The organism is Stenotrophomonas sp. HMWF003 (assembly GCF_003061285.1).
Classification (GTDB): domain Bacteria; phylum Pseudomonadota; class Gammaproteobacteria; order Xanthomonadales; family Xanthomonadaceae; genus Stenotrophomonas; species Stenotrophomonas maltophilia_AP.
On the sequence record NZ_QAIW01000019.1, the window covers coordinates 1 to 15,467 of the forward strand.

14 protein-coding genes are annotated in these 15,467 nt (G+C 66.5%); 2 read left to right on the forward strand and 12 right to left on the reverse strand.

Annotation, left to right across the window (positions count from 1 at the left end; genetic code table 11):
• The 3 genes from DBR34_RS00650 to DBR34_RS00660 form a co-directional block, all read right to left on the reverse strand.
• The coding region (locus tag DBR34_RS00650; protein WP_128095288.1) for an LLM class flavin-dependent oxidoreductase at nucleotides 1-629 on the reverse strand (629 nt) is incomplete at its 3' end.
• A gap of 10 nt (nucleotides 630-639) precedes the next feature.
• Nucleotides 640-1,215: an FMN reductase gene (gene msuE / locus DBR34_RS00655; RefSeq protein WP_128095289.1), complete on the reverse strand. Its 576-nt coding sequence runs from the start codon at nucleotides 1,213-1,215 to the stop codon at nucleotides 640-642.
• Nucleotides 1,216-1,317: 102 nt separating this feature from the next.
• Nucleotides 1,318-3,894, reverse strand: a complete 2,577-nt coding sequence (locus DBR34_RS00660) for a TonB-dependent receptor (protein WP_128095301.1) — start codon at nucleotides 3,892-3,894, stop codon at nucleotides 1,318-1,320.
• A gap of 396 nt (nucleotides 3,895-4,290) precedes the next feature.
• Here DBR34_RS00660 and ftrA point away from each other — a divergent pair, with 396 nt between their 5' ends.
• Nucleotides 4,291-5,289: a transcriptional regulator FtrA gene (gene ftrA, locus DBR34_RS00665; protein WP_128095290.1), complete on the forward strand. Its 999-nt coding sequence runs from the start codon at nucleotides 4,291-4,293 to the stop codon at nucleotides 5,287-5,289.
• Nucleotides 5,290-5,301: 12 nt separating this feature from the next.
• On the opposite strand, the gene DBR34_RS00670 is transcribed toward ftrA, so the two are convergent.
• The 6 genes from DBR34_RS00670 to DBR34_RS00695 form a co-directional block, all read right to left on the reverse strand.
• Nucleotides 5,302-5,817 (reverse strand): hypothetical protein, encoded by a 516-nt coding sequence (locus DBR34_RS00670; protein ID WP_128095291.1) that lies wholly within the window; start codon nucleotides 5,815-5,817, stop codon nucleotides 5,302-5,304.
• Between the two features lie 138 nt (nucleotides 5,818-5,955).
• Nucleotides 5,956-6,543: a TetR/AcrR family transcriptional regulator gene (locus tag DBR34_RS00675; protein ID WP_128095292.1), complete on the reverse strand. Its 588-nt coding sequence runs from the start codon at nucleotides 6,541-6,543 to the stop codon at nucleotides 5,956-5,958.
• A 244-nt stretch (nucleotides 6,544-6,787) separates the two neighbouring features.
• A complete protein-coding gene (locus DBR34_RS00680; RefSeq protein WP_128095293.1) occupies nucleotides 6,788-7,495 on the reverse strand; it encodes a hypothetical protein in 708 nt (235 codons plus the stop codon).
• Nucleotides 7,496-7,616: 121 nt separating this feature from the next.
• Nucleotides 7,617-8,255, reverse strand: a complete 639-nt coding sequence (locus tag DBR34_RS00685; RefSeq protein WP_128095294.1) for a hypothetical protein — start codon at nucleotides 8,253-8,255, stop codon at nucleotides 7,617-7,619.
• A gap of 195 nt (nucleotides 8,256-8,450) precedes the next feature.
• Nucleotides 8,451-9,233, reverse strand: a complete 783-nt coding sequence (locus tag DBR34_RS00690) for a 3-hydroxybutyrate dehydrogenase (protein WP_128095295.1) — start codon at nucleotides 9,231-9,233, stop codon at nucleotides 8,451-8,453.
• A gap of 189 nt (nucleotides 9,234-9,422) precedes the next feature.
• On the reverse strand, nucleotides 9,423-10,262 hold the full coding sequence (locus DBR34_RS00695; protein WP_128095296.1) for a type 1 glutamine amidotransferase domain-containing protein: 840 nt from the start codon (nucleotides 10,260-10,262) through the stop codon (nucleotides 9,423-9,425).
• A 96-nt stretch (nucleotides 10,263-10,358) separates the two neighbouring features.
• On the opposite strand from DBR34_RS00695, the gene DBR34_RS00700 reads away from it, so the two are divergent.
• Nucleotides 10,359-11,282, forward strand: a complete 924-nt coding sequence (locus DBR34_RS00700; protein WP_128095297.1) for a LysR family transcriptional regulator — start codon at nucleotides 10,359-10,361, stop codon at nucleotides 11,280-11,282.
• 152 nt (nucleotides 11,283-11,434) lie between these two features.
• Here DBR34_RS00700 and guaA read toward each other — a convergent pair whose 3' ends face one another.
• The 3 genes from guaA to folD form a co-directional block, all read right to left on the reverse strand.
• Nucleotides 11,435-13,000, reverse strand: coding sequence for a glutamine-hydrolyzing GMP synthase (gene guaA, locus DBR34_RS00705; protein WP_128095298.1), 1,566 nt, complete (start codon nucleotides 12,998-13,000; stop codon nucleotides 11,435-11,437).
• A 112-nt stretch (nucleotides 13,001-13,112) separates the two neighbouring features.
• A complete protein-coding gene (guaB, locus tag DBR34_RS00710; RefSeq protein ID WP_128095299.1) occupies nucleotides 13,113-14,570 on the reverse strand; it encodes an IMP dehydrogenase in 1,458 nt (485 codons plus the stop codon).
• A 250-nt stretch (nucleotides 14,571-14,820) separates the two neighbouring features.
• Nucleotides 14,821-15,467: bifunctional methylenetetrahydrofolate dehydrogenase/methenyltetrahydrofolate cyclohydrolase FolD (gene folD / locus DBR34_RS00715; RefSeq protein WP_128095300.1), on the reverse strand; the 647-nt coding region annotated here is incomplete at its 5' end.

The following is a 15,467-nucleotide window of genomic DNA, read 5'->3' on the forward strand; positions in this document are numbered from 1 at the left end:
AAGTCCGCATGGGTTTCAGCGCGCGCCACATTGCCCAGCAGCAGGTGCAGCCCCTGCCCCGCCGCCCAGCGCGCCGACGGCAGCGAACCGGCGCCATACCAGAGCCGACGTGCAAGCCCGGGCGCATGCGGTTGCAGGCGCGGACGGTACTGCGACACCGCATTGCCCACCTGGGTATCCGCGTTGCCCAATGGATGGCCGTGCAGGGCCTCGATCAGGCGCCCCACCCGCGCGTGCGAAAAGTCGATGCGCGCCGGATCGCCATCGAACAGCAGGTGGCCCACCAGGTCTGCAAACGGCGGCGGTCCGGCACTCACACCCACCTGCAGGCGGCCACCGGCCAGCACGTCCAGCAGCGACAGATCCTCGGCCAGGCGGAACGGCGTTTCGTACCCGAGCTGGATCACCGCCGTGCCCAGTTCGATGCGCCGGGTGTGCTGGCTGGCCGCCGCCAGGAACACCGCTGCCGAGCTGATGCCCGGCTCCAGGTGGCGATGCCGCACCCACGCGCCGTCGTACCCCAGCGTTTCGGCAAAGGCGATCAGCGCCAACGCATCGTCCAGGCCGCTACGCGGATCGTCGGGCCGGTAGCTGCCGGGGGTGAGGAAGGCCAGGTGCCGCAGCTGCATGCGCCGACGCCTACGCGATGCGGCGCAAGGGCACCGGCACCGCTGCGGGTGACAGGTGGGCCGCAGCACGCTCGGCAGCCAGCACGATCCGTGCCTGCAACGCGGCACTGCTGACCTGGTCGCCACTGAAATCGGCCGGCGTCGCGTACACACCGATCGGCAGCGTGTGCGCCTGCAGGAAGCTGAACAACGGGCGCAGCTGGTGGTCGATCACCAGCGCGTGCCGCTCACTGCCGCCGGTGGCCGCCAGCAGCACCGGCACATCCACCAGCGCCTCCAGCCCGATGAAGTCCACCAGGTGCTTGAACAGGCCGGGATACGAGCCGCGGTACACCGGTGCAGCGGCAATCAGCAGGTCGGCCGCCTCGATCCGTTGCAGCGCCTGTTCGATGCGCGGCTCCACTTCCTCGCGGGTGAGCGCCTGCCCCAGCGAGCGCGCGATCGGCGCCAGTTCCACCAGCTGCACATCAATGTTCAGCCGGTGCCGCAGCTGGTCCAGCAGCTGCCGTACCAGCAACAGCGTGCGTGAGTTGGCCGAGCTGGTCGGCGAACCGATCAGCGCGACCACGTTCAATGCAGATGACATCGCCCTGCTCCCTGTAGAGCCGACCGTTGGTCGGCTGCGTTTGTGCCAACTGTTGGTCGGCTACGGCTGCGGTAGAGCCGACCGTTGGTCGGCTGCGTTTGCTCAGAACCGGTAGTTGATGCGCCCATACCAGAACGCGCCGATGGTGCTAAGCACATCGCCGGTGTCCCAGGTGGTTTCGATGCTGGCCACGTCGGTGGCGCTGCGGGCGTACTCGGGCACCTTGCGGGTGCGCTTGTCGAACACGTTGTTGATGCCCAGCGCCGCGCTCCAGCCACCGCCCAGCTCGGCGCTGCCGGACAGGTTGGTGACCAGCACCGGCGGCTGCTTGTACTCCACCCCGTTGTTGAGGCGCTTGATCGGCCCGTAGTAGGTGAAATCCACATTCGAGCGCCACCGCCCGTGTTGCCAGCCCAGCCCGGCCACCTGCGTGTAGGACGGCGTGCGGAAACGCAGCGCGTACTCGCTCGATTTGGTCAGCAGGTTGATGTTGGGCAGCCCCTGCAGCACGGCGGGGATGTCACGCACTTTCTGGATGGTGGTGCGGCCCACGTTGGCGGCGTAGCTCCAGCGCAGTTTGCCCCAGGCGGTTTCCTGGTTGGCTTCCAGCGTCAGCTCCAGGCCCCGCGTGCGGGTGTCGCCCACGTTGGTGAAGTAGCTGGCGTAGAACGCATCGCCCGGCAGGATGCTGATGCCCGCCGTGCCCAGCAACGCATCGATCGTGTTCTTCTGCGCGGCGCTCAGCACCGTGCCGCTGTTGTCGGTGATGCGCGCCGAGTCCTGCGCGTTGTAGCCGATCTGGCTGGACTGGCCGAGCTGGCCGCGGATGTCGATCTGGTAGGCATCCAGCGCCAGGTGGAACGCCGCGCTCGGGTCCCAGGTCACGCCCAGGCTGTAGTTGTCGGCCTTCTCCGGTTGCAGCGGTGTTGCCCCCAGCGCCAGCGCGGCCGGCGAGGACACCTGTGCCACCAGCGTGGTGCCGCACGGGCAGCTGCCGGTGGCCTGGTAGTACTGCGCGCCCAGGCTCGGGGCGTGGAAGCCGTTGCTCACCGTGGCGCGTACGCCGAACGCGTCGGTCACATCAAAGCGCGTGGTCAGCCGCCCGGTCGATACGCTGCCAAAATCGGAGTGGTCCTCCCAGCGCGCCGCGGCATCCAGGTACCAGCGCGAAGTCACGTTCGTCGCCGCACCGACGTACACCGCCTTGCTGTTGCGCGTGGCCTCCACCGCATCGGCGGTGGAGTAGCCAACGAAGGCGGCGGCACCGAAGCCGGTGTACGACTCCCACTGCCCGGCCCCGCGCTCGTAGCGCTCGTGCTGGTATTCGGCGCCGGCACTCACCTCCAGCAGCGAAGCGAACGCGCCCACCTCGAAGCCACGGCGCAGATCCAGGTTGGCGATGCCCTGCTGGTAGTCCAGCTTGCCATCATAGAAATCGGTGGGCGCACCGGGGTAGGTCAGCGAGAAGTTGGCCGAGTGGCGCGTATAGGTGCGCACCGTGTTGCGATTGCCGGTCAGGCTGCCGTCGATGTCCCAGCCACCCCAATGCCCCTTGACCCCGGCTGTGCCGGTGTACTGCTTCTCCTTGGTTTCCAGGACCGGCAGGAAACCGTCGGGCCACACATTCAGCACGCTTGGCGCCTTGTAGGTGCCGAAGATCGTCGCCGGCAGGCGGAAATTCTGGATGGCCTGCGCGGTGCGGTCGCTGGCCGTCGCCGTGGCGTAGAACTGCGCGTTCTCGCCCAGGCCATGGCCCGCATTCACCGCCAGCGCGGTGAGCGCATAGGACGGCGAACTGAGGATCGTGTTGGCTTCCGGATCACGCGATGCCTCGGCCGGGTTCGGCGTCGTGCCCGCAGGCAAGCGGTTGTTGGGGCGCAGCGCCACCAGGTTGCCGCTGGCGTCCACCGCCGGGTAGCTCAGGTAGGCATCGATGTAGCGTCGCGTGCGGATCGCATGGTGCTGGCGGGTGTTCTCGCCGGACAGGCTGACAAACCCGTCCTGCCCCCACGGCAGCCCGATGTTGGCGCGCACGCTGGTGCGGGTGCCATCGCCATCGATGCTCTGCCCGCTTTCCACCGACACATCGCCGCCGTGTGCGTTCGACTTCAGGATCACGTTGATCACCCCGGTGATCGCGTCGGAGCCATACAGCGCCGATGCGCCATCGCGCAGCACTTCGATATGGTCGATGGCCGCGACCGGAATCAACGCGAGGTCGGTCCAGGCGTGGCCCGGGTAGCCGCCGCCGTTGGCGCCGCTGACATAGGCGCTGGCGTTGCGGCGCTTGCCGTTGACCAGCACCAGCGTGTACCCCGGCGACAGGTTGCGCAGCTGGTAACCCCGGATCAGGCTTTCCTGGTCGCTCTGGTAGCCACCGATCTGGCTCAGCGACGGCAGGCTGCGCTGCAGCGCTTCCAGCAGGTTGGCCTGCCCGGTCGACGCCAGGTCTTCGGCGGAAATCACATCGATGGGCGTGGAGCTGTTCTTGACCGTGCGGTTGCTGGTGCGCGAGCCGGTGACCACCACGGCATCCAGCGTGGACGCGGCGGCGGTACCGGAGGCCACCACCGTCTCGGGCGGCGCATCCGGCCCCGCCGCGTGGGCAGCGCCTGCACCCAGTGCAAGCGCGATCAGGACAGACAGGGAAGACAGCGTCGGCACGCGTGCCGCAGGCAGGGAGCGGAAGGCAGGAGGCATGGGGACTCTTGAAGAAAGGAGGACGGTCAGGTCCGCGACGGTGCGTCGCAGGGCATCAGCTGGCGTTCGGCGCAGCGCACCGGCAACATCGCGACAGAGAGGGCAAGGACATCTCGGGGCCTGATCGAGAACAGGCCTCCATTCAAGGGCCTGCACGCAGCGCGCAACAGCCGTTCACGCGCCACCCACCCGCAACATCGCGCCACGCACATGCCCGTTCGGCATGACCTTAGACGCCGACCCCGCGCACACGCCGCGCGTGGATGCCCCATCGTCGGGCATCGATGCGCGACCCCGGCGGCCATATATCCCGATGGCATGTCCTCATTCGCGCCCCGCCCTGCGTGGCCGCGCCTACCCCGCTAGCATCAAACGATGCTCTCCCCTCATGACCCGCACACACCGCCCACCGTCGCCATCGCGGCCTGCCACGGCCAGGGCCTTTTCGAATTCGGCTGTGCCGTCGGCCTGTTCGCACCCATCCGCCCCGAGCTGGACGTGGCCTGGTACACCACCCAGGTGTGCGCCGCCGAACCCGGACCCCTGCGCATGCTCGGCGGCACCCACGTGCAGCTGCCTTACGGCCTGGAGGCGCTGGACCACGCCGACACCATCGTGGTGCCCGGCTGGCGTGACCCGGCCGAGCGCCCACCGCAGCCATTGCTGGATGCGCTCATCCGCGCCCACCAGCGTGGCGCACGCATCACCTCGATCTGTTCGGGTGCCTTCGTGTTGGCGTGGGCCGGCCTGCTCGACGGCCGCAGCGCCACCACCCACTGGCGGCTCACCGACACCCTCGCCCGCGAGTTCCCCAACGTGCGGGTGCGCGAGAACGCGCTGTACGTCGACGAGGGCAGCATCATCACTTCGGCCGGTTCGGCCACCGGCATGGACATGATGCTGCACCTGGTACGCAAGGATTACGGCGCGCGCGTGGCCAACCTGGTGGCCGAGCGGCTGGTGCTGGCACCGTGGCGGGACGCCGAGCGCAGCCAGCGTGTGGTGCGCTCGATACCGGTGGGTGAACCCACCCGGCTTGCCCGGCTGATGGAATGGCTGCGCCGCAACCTGCGCGAGGAACACTCGCTCAAGAGCCTGTCCGAGCAGGCCGCACTCAGCCAGCGCACGCTGCAGCGGCAGTTCCTCGACGCGACCGGGTTGTCACCGATCGACTGGCTGATCCGCGAACGCGTGGCTTACGCGCGCGAACTGCTGGAAACCACCGACCGCCCGCTGCACTGGGTAGCCGAACAGGCCGGGTTTGGATCGCAGGAATCGTTCCGGCGCCATTTCCGCGGGCAGACCGCGCTCAGCCCGGCGACCTATCGCGACCGGCACCGGGAAGCCGCCACGGCGCGCGGGCCTGGCTGCTGACCGGCGACGGGCTCATCCGGCACGCTGCAACCGGCCTGTGCCGCGCGACTGTGCCCGGATATGCCAGCACTGCAGCGCAAACCCGATCACGAACAGCACCAGCCACACCAGCAGCGTGCCCTGCACCACCGGCGCCAATGGCGCCTGCGCCAGCGGGTGTGCGGGAGGCAGGCGGGTCAGCGTTTCATTGGTGCCCGGCACCAGCGACAGCAGGAACGTGAAAGACAGCGCAAAGGTGGCCAGGTAGGGCCTGAGCCGGCCCAGGAAGCCCAGCCGAGGCACCAGCACCCCACCGAAGGCGATCAGCAGGATGACGACGCCGAAGGCGTGCCCGGGATTGAGGCCGCCCGTGCTGGAGACGGTGAACGAGGTGACCACCGACAGCACCAGTCCCAGCAGATACACCTTGCCCGAGCGCGTGGCCGGGTCGATGGCGCGATGCCGGATGAAGCCGTAGATGCCAGCGACCAGGGGAACCAGGCTGAGCGCGGTATGGAGGACGCCGAGGTGCGAAAGTGGATGACTCATGGAAAGCCTCAGGAGGTAGGTGGCTAAGGGTGCTGCCGGGTGATCGGGAACATCGCAGGAACGCGGACCTACTAGTAGGTAGGTACACGAGGCAAATAAAAGGGAACGACACGAAATGCGTCGTTCCCCGCTAAAAAATCAGGCTGTCTTGACCAGCCGGGCTATCGAAAGCTGGCCCAGAGTATGGAAGGTATGCGGATCGCCGAAGCCACGCGCGGCCAGCATCGCCCCATGCACCGAGGCCATGAAGGCCCGGGCCTCGTCGGCGGCCGGTCCCTGCAGGCGAAGCTGCCCAGTGGCGGCCCCCTTCTGCAGCACGGCGGTCAGCCAGGAGGTGAGGTCATCGAAGTGCCCCCGCACCTCCTCCACGATCTGCGCCGGCAGCAGCGGCAGCTCGGCGGCCAGCATGGCGCAGATGCAGAACGAGGAGGTGCCGCCGCGGATGCAGGTGGACCAGTAATCCACATACGCGTTGAGCTCTTTCAGCGGGTCGTCCAGCTGGCGGTCCAGCACGGCCAGCCCCTCGCGCGCCTCGGCGCGATACAGCGCCACCACCACCTGCACCAGCTCGGCCTTGCTGGGGAAATGATGGTGGATGCTGGCCTTGCTGATGTTCACCCGCACGGCGATGTCGGCGTAGCTGAAACCGTTGTAGCCGCCCGTCTCCAGCAGGGTGCGGGCGTGGCTGACGATTTCGGCGGCTTTGGGGGAGAGTGCGTCTTTCATGGACACACCCTACTAGTAGATAGCCTCAACGTCAACTGGCACCCGCGCGTAGGACCAGGCACCCGCCGACCACACGGTTACGGCGCCAACAATGCCCGATGTGCCGCGCTGCGCGGGAGGTGCCCCATTGGCATGGCCGCCCACGCGGCAACGCGGTCGCATGCGATAAGAGCACCTCTCGACGCCCTTGTACGTTCACCGCATTACCCGATCACCCGCCAACATCGAGAACAAGCGTCTGTCGCTAACGACGCCGCTCATACTCGCGCTCAGGCATGGGCGTGACGATAAAGGAGCGCATCACGCTTGCGGCCAGTTCGCGCAGCTGCGCATCTGCGACGCGATCCGAGCTGACCCACCGCATGCCGATGTATCCATCGGCGCGCTGTTCCGCACGCGGGTACGGATCGCCCCAGATGCAACTCTCGAAGCGATCTTCGTTGAACTCAAACTGCCTGCAGCCGATCAATACCGAATCACGGCTCTTTTCGGGGCCGCTCTGCAGCATCCGATCCATCCCCTCGCGGGTTTCAGGGTCGGAGAGCTTTTGTGGCCAGCCAAGTTGCTCGGCACTGTCTTCCCTCATCTTCCTGGCCTGGAACGAATCGATGTTGCCATCGGTGCAGACCACCCACCCTTCATAGCTGGATGCCTGCGGAGCCACCATCCGCCATTGGTTGGGACCGGTAGGCTCGAGTGTCCATCCCTTCGGGATGTCAAGTTGGAAGTTGGGGCACACCACACGCCCCTCGGGTACCAGCCGCGTAGCTGTCGCCGGTACATCCACCTGGGCGGCACAGCCCGCCGACGCCAGTCCCAGTACGGCAACCACAAGTGTGCGCAGGAGCCTCGCCATTGAAAACCGGCGACCAACGTGAGTGCCTGCGCTTTCCGCGCGGGCATGTCCGACGACATGGGTGGCCTTGGGGTGCTGCAGTACAACGATACTCATGTCCGCCTCCGTGACAAATCGATACGGCTGTTCGATACAACCGATCACCAAGCTCAGTTTACGGGTTGATTGCCCGCGTGTCGGCCAAGCAGGATGATGCACCTCGCACTTCTTGCGCCGATTACGTCATTGCACCTTTTGTGGGCCGGAAACCATCGCTATGGAGCTCACCCAACCGCAACAGGTCGCCCGAATCGAAGCCAACGACCACGCCCACCGGCTCCACGGCACCCAGCAGCTGATGGATGTGTCCGTCCAGCGAAGCGCGGAGCAGCAACGTTGCGAACGACAACGCAAACACTATGTGGCCGGGCGTGCCCAGTCCGGTAACCTCGTCCTCGTTGCAGATCACGCCGGCCGCTTTCAAGGTCGCCGAGCCGAGGTAGGCCTTGTCGGGATAGTGGCTGGGGTTGCGCCACAACCACTCGCAGGCCTTGTCCTCCGGTTCGTAGTGACTCAACAGACCGAAATACAGGTCCGCGAATTCCACCCCGTCGCGGGTGGCACGTTCGCCAAGCCCGAAATAGATCGCGCGCACCGGGAAGGGGCACGGTGCCCGCCGCAGCACGCGGGTGAGCCACTTGCCCAGGCCGGCGCTCTCAACCGAACAATCAAGTTTCGCCAGCGCCGCCCAGGACGGGTGCGGGATGCGCTGGTCGCCCCAGGCCAACAGCGTCTGCATGGACTGGCCGACGTCCGTCGAGGTACGCACTTCAGCAGCCAACAGGCGGTAGAAGGCGCGGTAATCCAGCTCTGACATCGTGCTTCCTTGCGGGTACGGGTGGAACTGCGAACTGTAGCGCCTGACGGCGGAATTCGATAAGGCGGCATCGTCACCCAGGCCGGTTCGGCCACCTGCATGGGCATGATGCTGCGCCTGGTGCGTGGATTACAGCGTACGCGTAGCAAACTGGTGGCACTGCCGATGCTGCGGCGGCCGGCACAAACCGGCCAGTTAGCGGGCTGTCCAGCCACCATCCATCGGAAGTGCCGTGCCGGTAATCTGAGCAGCGGCGTCCGAGGCCAGGAAGACCACCATTTCCCCGAGCTGCTCGGGCGTCACAAACTGCAGCGAGGGCTGCTTTTCGGCCAGTAGTGCGCGCGCGGCGGACTCCTTATCCGTGCCCTCCCGTTCCGCCAACGCGGTGATCTGCTGCTCGACCAGCGGCGTCCGCACCCACCCTGGGCAGATGGCATTGGCCGTGATGCCCGTGCCCGCGTTCTCCAGTGCCGTCACTTTGGTGAATCCCACCACGCCATGCTTCGCCGCCACATAAGCAGACTTGTTCACCGACGCAACCAGTCCATGCACCGACGCGATGTTGACCACGCGGCCGGATCCCTGCTGCTTCATGTAGGGCAAGGCGGCCGCTGTTGCATGGAACACCGCCGATAGATTCAGCGCGAGGATCGCATCCCACTTCTCGACAGGGAACTCCTCGATCGACGCGGTGTGCTGGATGCCCGCATTGTTCACCAGGATGTCGATGCGCCCCATCTTCTCGACGGCATGGGCGATCATTTCCCGCACCGCCTCACCACGGGAAAGGTCGGCGCCATCATGCGCCACCCGTACGCCAAACTCGGTCGCCAGGCGGGAACGGATGCGTTCGATCTCCGCCGCATCGCCAAAACCATTCAGCACGATGTCAGCGCCTTGCCGCGCGAGCGCAGTAGCAATGCCAAGACCGATACCGCTGGTGGAGCCAGTAACCACCGCGACTTTTCCAGTGAACATGGGCGAGACTCCATCGGGCGTAGGCGGTCAGTGTAGCGGCCGGCAAGCCCATCAGCGAATGCCCCACCCTGGCCTCTTGCTCTCGTCGGCAATGAAGGCGTCCGGGATAACGCGCCTCACCAACTGGCGGAGATCCCGCGCAGTTCGCGCGGAATTCTCCGCAAGCACACGCGCTTAGAACGAACCGGCTTATTTCAACCGCTCAACCAACCGCTGCCCCACCTCCAACGCCGAAGCCGGGTTCTGCCCGGTAATCAGCTCCCGGTCCACCACCACATGGCTCGTCCACGGCGTGGTGTTGCTGCTGAACCGCGCACCCGCCCGCTGCAGCGCGGTCTGGGGGTAAAACTTCATTTCACCGCCGTCCAGCAGTGGCTTGGCCTGCTCTTCTTCCTGGTTGCTGATCACCGTCATCTGGTAGCCGCTGTAGATCCACTTCGGCGTGCTCGGTATGGCACCGGCTTCCAGTGTCGCTACGAAGCCCTCGGCATCAGGCAACGTGGACAGCAGCGCGATCGGCCCGTGGCAGACCAGCGCGGTGGTCTTGCTGCGCTGATGGAAGTCGGCCAGCAGCCGGCCCAGTGCCGGGCTCTTCAGCAGGTCCTGCATCGGCGCGTGGCCACCGGGAATGTAGACCGCATCGAACTGCGCGTAACCCTGCTGCTCGACGCGCGCCAGGCTGAGCACAGGTGACGCCGTCGGCGAGGTCAAGGCCAGTTTCTCAAGCAGGTCCTTGTGCACCTTCAACTGCGTGGCATCGTTACCGAAGTACGCCGCCGTTACCGAGGACGCATCCACCGTAGGCGCCCGCCCCTGCGGCGTGGCGAAGGTCACTTCGTGGCCCGCATCCAACAGCAGCTTGACCGGCTGCATCAGCTCGTTGAGATAGAAGCCGGTGGACAGCACCTTGCCGTCCTTCAGGTCCAGGTGGTTTTCATCGGACAGCACCACCAGCACGTTGGCGGCATGGGCGCCGGTAGCGGCCAGGGTCAGGGCCAGCGCGGCGGCCAGCCGGGTCATCAGGTTCATGGCGAACTCCTATCGGGGAATGGCCGCCACTTTATTCATCGCACCAGCGGCGATAAATTGGCCTTCCCGCAAAACATTTGTTCCCCGGAGAGCCAAATGAGCCGCAAGTTCCACTACCTGGGCGATGTGGAGGTGTTCCTGGCGGTGGTCGAGCACGGCTCGTTCACCGCCGGCGCCGTGGCGCTGTCCACCACCCCCTCGGTGCTGAGCCGCGCGGTCACTCGTCTGGAAGCCCGGCTGGGCCGGCAGCTTCTACAGCGGACCACCCGTCGCGTGGGCCTCACCGAGGCCGGGCGGCTCTATCTGGAACAGGTGCGCACCGCCTTCGGCCTGCTGGACGACGCCGAGCGCGACGTGCAGGGCCAGGACGGCGCGCTGGCCGGCCGCGTGCGCCTGAGCGTGCCCACCACCTATGGCCACTACCGCCTGCCGCCCGTGCTGGCGCGCTTTGCGCAGCAGTACCCGCAGGTGCAGGTGGAACTGAACATCACCAACCGCAACGTGGACCTGGTGGCCGAAGGTTTCGACCTGGCCATCCGCCTGGGCCAACTGCCGGACAGCGGGCTGGTAGCGCGCAAGCTCGAAGACGCCCCGCTGGTGCTGGTGGCCGCATCGGACTACCTGCGGCGCCGCGGCACCCCGCAGACGCTGGAGGACCTGCAGCAGCACCTGTGCCTGCCCTTCGTGATGCCGCGCACCGGGCGGTTGGCACCGTGGGTGTTCCGCGACGGCGGGCGCGACGTGGACTGGCTGCCACGTTCGTCCATCGAGACCTCCGACGATGTGCTTGGCGTGGTGTCGCTGGCCGAACAGGGCATCGGCATCTGCCAGAGCTACGAGTTCATCGTGCGCGAGGGGCTGCAGCGCGGGCAGCTGGTGGAAGTGCTGCCTCAGCTGCGTGGGCGCTCGCGGCCGTTCTCGGTCATCTATGCGCCGCATCGACGCCAGTCGGCGGCGGCGCGGGCGATGGTTGAGCTGTTGGTTGGGAATGCTGCCGGGGTCGAGGATGGCGTGGGTTGAGGGGGGATGCACTTCGGCGGCGTCGCATTTGAACCGCTTTTCGGACTGTGGTGCGGATCAAGCACCGTTGCGATCCACTCGGAAGGAATCGGGATTAGAGCTATCGCAACTCAAACAACAAGGGCGCCTCTCGGCGCCCTCGTTCTTTCAACTCATTCCCACTCAATAGTCGCCGGCGGCTTCCCCGAGATGTCATAGACAACCCGCGACACCCCCCGCAGCTCATTGATGATCCGATTGCTCACCGTACCCAGGAACTCATACGGCAGGTGCGCCCAGTGCGCCGTCATGAAGTCGATCGTCTCCACCGCACGCAGCGCAATCACCCACTCATAAGCCCGCGCATCACCGACCACGCCCACCGACTTCACCGGCAGGAACACGGCAAACGCCTGGCTGGTCTTGTCGTACAGATCCGCCTTGCGCAGTTCATCAATGAAGATCGCATCGGCCTTGGCCAGCAGCTCGGCGTATTCGCGCTTCACTTCACCCAGGATGCGCACGCCCAGGCCCGGGCCCGGGAACGGATGGCGGTAGACCATGCTGCGCGGCAGGCCGAGCTCAACGCCGAGGCGGCGCACTTCGTCCTTGAACAGCTCGCGCAGCGGCTCCACCAGGCCCAGCTTCATGTGCTCCGGCAGGCCGCCCACGTTGTGGTGGCTCTTGATCACGTGCGCCTTGCCGGTCTTGCTGCCGGCGGACTCGATCACGTCCGGGTAGATGGTGCCCTGCGCCAGCCACTTGGCATTGCTAAGCTTGTTGGACTCTTCATCGAAGATGTCCACGAACAGGTTACCGATGATCTTGCGCTTGGCTTCCGGGTCGCTCACGCCTTCCAGCTTGGCGAAGTAGCGGTCGGCGGCATTCACGCGGATCACCTTGACGCCCATGTGCTCGGCGAACATCGCCATCACCTGGTCGCCTTCCTGCCAGCGCAGCAGGCCGGTGTCGACGAACACGCAGGTGAGCTTGTCGCCGATCGCCTTGTGCAGCAGCGCAGCAACGACCGACGAATCGACGCCGCCGGACAGGCCCAGGATCACTTCATCATCGCCCACCAGCTCGCGCACGCGGGCGATCTGGTCGTCGATGATGTTGGCGGCGGTCCACAGGGTTTCGCAGCCACACACATCCACCACGAAGCGGCGCAGCAGCGCCTGGCCCTGCAGGGTGTGGGTCACTTCCGGGTGGAACTGCACGCCGTACCAGCGCTTCTCTTCGTTGGCCATCGCGGCCACCGGGATGCGATCGGTCACGGCCGTCACGGTGAAGCCCGGCGGCGCGACGGAGACGTGGTCGCCATGGCTCATCCAGACGTTCAACTTCGGCTCGCCGCCGTGGTCGCTCAGGCCCTTGAACAGCGCATCGGGGTGCACGACGCTGACTTCGGCATGGCCGAATTCGCGCTGGTCGGCGGCTTCGGTGGCGCCACCGAGCTGGGCGGCCAGGGTCTGCATGACGTAGCAGATGCCGAAGATCGGCAGGCCGCTGTCGAATACTTCCTGCGGCGCGGCAGGCGCGCCCGGCAGCGTGGTCGATTCCGGGCCACCGGACAGGATGATGCCCTTGGCGCCGAAGGCGGCAATCTCGGCCGGGTTGTGGTCCCACGCCCAGATTTCGCAGTACACGCCGAGCTCGCGGATGCGGCGCGCGATCAGCTGGGTGTACTGGGCACCGAAATCGAGGATGAGGATCTTGTCGTTATGGATGTTGGTCATGGCGCCCTGGGCAATGCAGGAAAGAAAAACGGGAAACGAATACGAAAACCGGCGGCCGATAGAGAAAGAGGAACGGGAATCAGCTTCCTCGTTCCTCTTTGCTCATGCCGCATCAGGCGCGGTAGTTCGGCGGCTCTTTGGTGATCTGCACGTCATGGACGTGGCTCTCACGCTGGCCGGCACCGCTGATCTTGACGAACTTGGGCTTGGTGCGCATCTCGTCGACAGTGCCGCAGCCCACGTAGCCCATGGTCGCGCGCAGGCCGCCCATCAGCTGGTGGATGATGCCGCCCACGGGGCCGCGATACGGCACGCGGCCTTCGATGCCCTCGGGGACCAGCTTGTCGGCGCTGGAGGCGTCCTGGAAGTAGCGGTCCTTGGACCCCTTCTCCATCGCGGCCAGCGAACCCATGCCACGGTAGCTCTTGTAGGAACGGCCCTGGAACAGCTCGGTTTCGCCGGGCGATTCCTCGGTACCGGCCAGCAGGCCACCGATCATGATGGTGGACGCACCGGCGGCCAGCGCCTTGCCGATGTCGCCGGAGTAGCGGATGCCACCGTCAGCGATCAGCGGGATGCGGTCCTGCAGCGCTTCGGCCACCAGGTCGATCGCGGTGATCTGCGGCACGCCGACACCGGCGACCACGCGCGTGGTGCAGATCGAGCCGGGGCCGATGCCGACCTTGACCGCGTCCGCGCCGCAGTCCAGCAGCGCCAGCGCGGCTTCGCCGGTGCAGATGTTGCCACCCACGACCTGCACGTTCGGGAAGTTCTTCTTGACCCAGCGCACGCGGTCCAGCACGCCCTGCGAATGGCCGTGCGCGGTGTCCACCACCAGCACGTCCACGCCGGCGGCGACCAGCGCTTCGACGCGGCGATCGGTGTCGCCGCCCACGCCCACGGCAGCCCCCACCAGCAGGCGCGTGGCGGTGTCCTTGGCGGCGTTGGGATAGTCGGTGTTCTTCTGGATGTCCTTGACGGTGATCAGGCCACGCAGGGCGAAATCATCGTTGACCACCAGGATCTTTTCGATGCGGTTGCGGTGCAGCAGCTGCAGCACTTCTTCCGATGCGGCGCCTTCCTTGACCGTGATCAGGCGATCCTTCTTGGTCATGATGTGGCGGACCGGATCGTCCAGCTCGGTCTCGAAGCGCATGTCACGGTGGGTGACGATGCCGACCAGCTGGCCGCCGCCGTCCACCACCGGCACGCCGGAGATGTTGCGCGCCTGGGTCAGGGCCAGCACGTCGCGGATGGTGGTTTCCGGACCGACCGTGATCGGGTCGCGGATGACGCCGGCCTCGAACTTCTTGACCTGGGCCACTTCGGCGGCCTGCTGTTCCACGGTCAGATTCTTGTGGATGATGCCCATGCCACCGAGCTGGGCCATGGCGATGGCCAGGCGTGCTTCGGTGACCGTATCCATGGCCGCGGAGAGGATCGGAAGCTTCAGCCGCAGGTCGCGGGTCAGCCGGGTTTCCAGGCTGACATCCTTGGGCAGGATCGTGGAGTGTGCGGGGACGAGCGAGACGTCGTCGTAGGTGAGAGCTTCAGCCTGGATGCGCAGCATCGGCATACCCGAGATGTGGGGAAGCGCGACATTTTACCCTGATTCGGCCCGCTTGGGCAGGGGGCCGGTGCGACGCTGTGTCGCGCCAGCGAACGGTAGAGCCGACCGTTGGTCGGCTGCCCTTGCCCCATGGGCCACCCGCACTGCCTCCGGAGGATGAGCCCCCGAAGTTCGGGGGCGGCCGCGAAGCGGCGGGGGCGTGGGTGCTGGTGAAAGGGGGCCCGCGGTTTGCGGCGCAAACCGTGGGGCGTCAGCGCGAATGCGCCGACGCGTCCGCTTCCGCGGCTTCCAGCGTGTTCTGCATCAGCGTGGCCACGGTCATCGGCCCTACCCCGCCCGGCACCGGGGTGATCCAGCTGGCGCGCTGGGCGGCAGCCTCGAAGCCGACGTCGCCGACCAGGCGGCCGTCATCCAGGCGGTTGATGCCCACATCGATCACCACGGCACCCGGCTTCACCCATTCACCCGGCACGATACCCGGGCGGCCCACCGCCACCACCAGGATGTCGGCGTCGCGCACGCTGCGCTCCAGCACATCGCGGGGGGTGAACTTATGGCAGCTGGTCACGGTGCAGCCGGCGATCAGCAGTTCCAGGCCCATCGGGCGACCCACGTGGTTGCTGACCCCCACGATGGTGGCGTTGCGGCCGCGCACCGGCTGGTCGGTATGGCCCAGCAGGGTGACGATGCCGCGCGGGGTGCACGGGCGCAGACCGAACTCGCGCAGGGCCAGGTGGCCCACGTTCTCGGGGTGGAAACCGTCTACGTCCTTGCGCGGGTCGATGCGGTGGATCAGCCGGCTGGCGTCGGGAATGCCCGGCAGCGGCAGCTGCACCAGGATGCCGTGGATCTTGGGGTCGGCGTTGAGCTGGTCGATCAGCTCCAGCAACTGGGCCT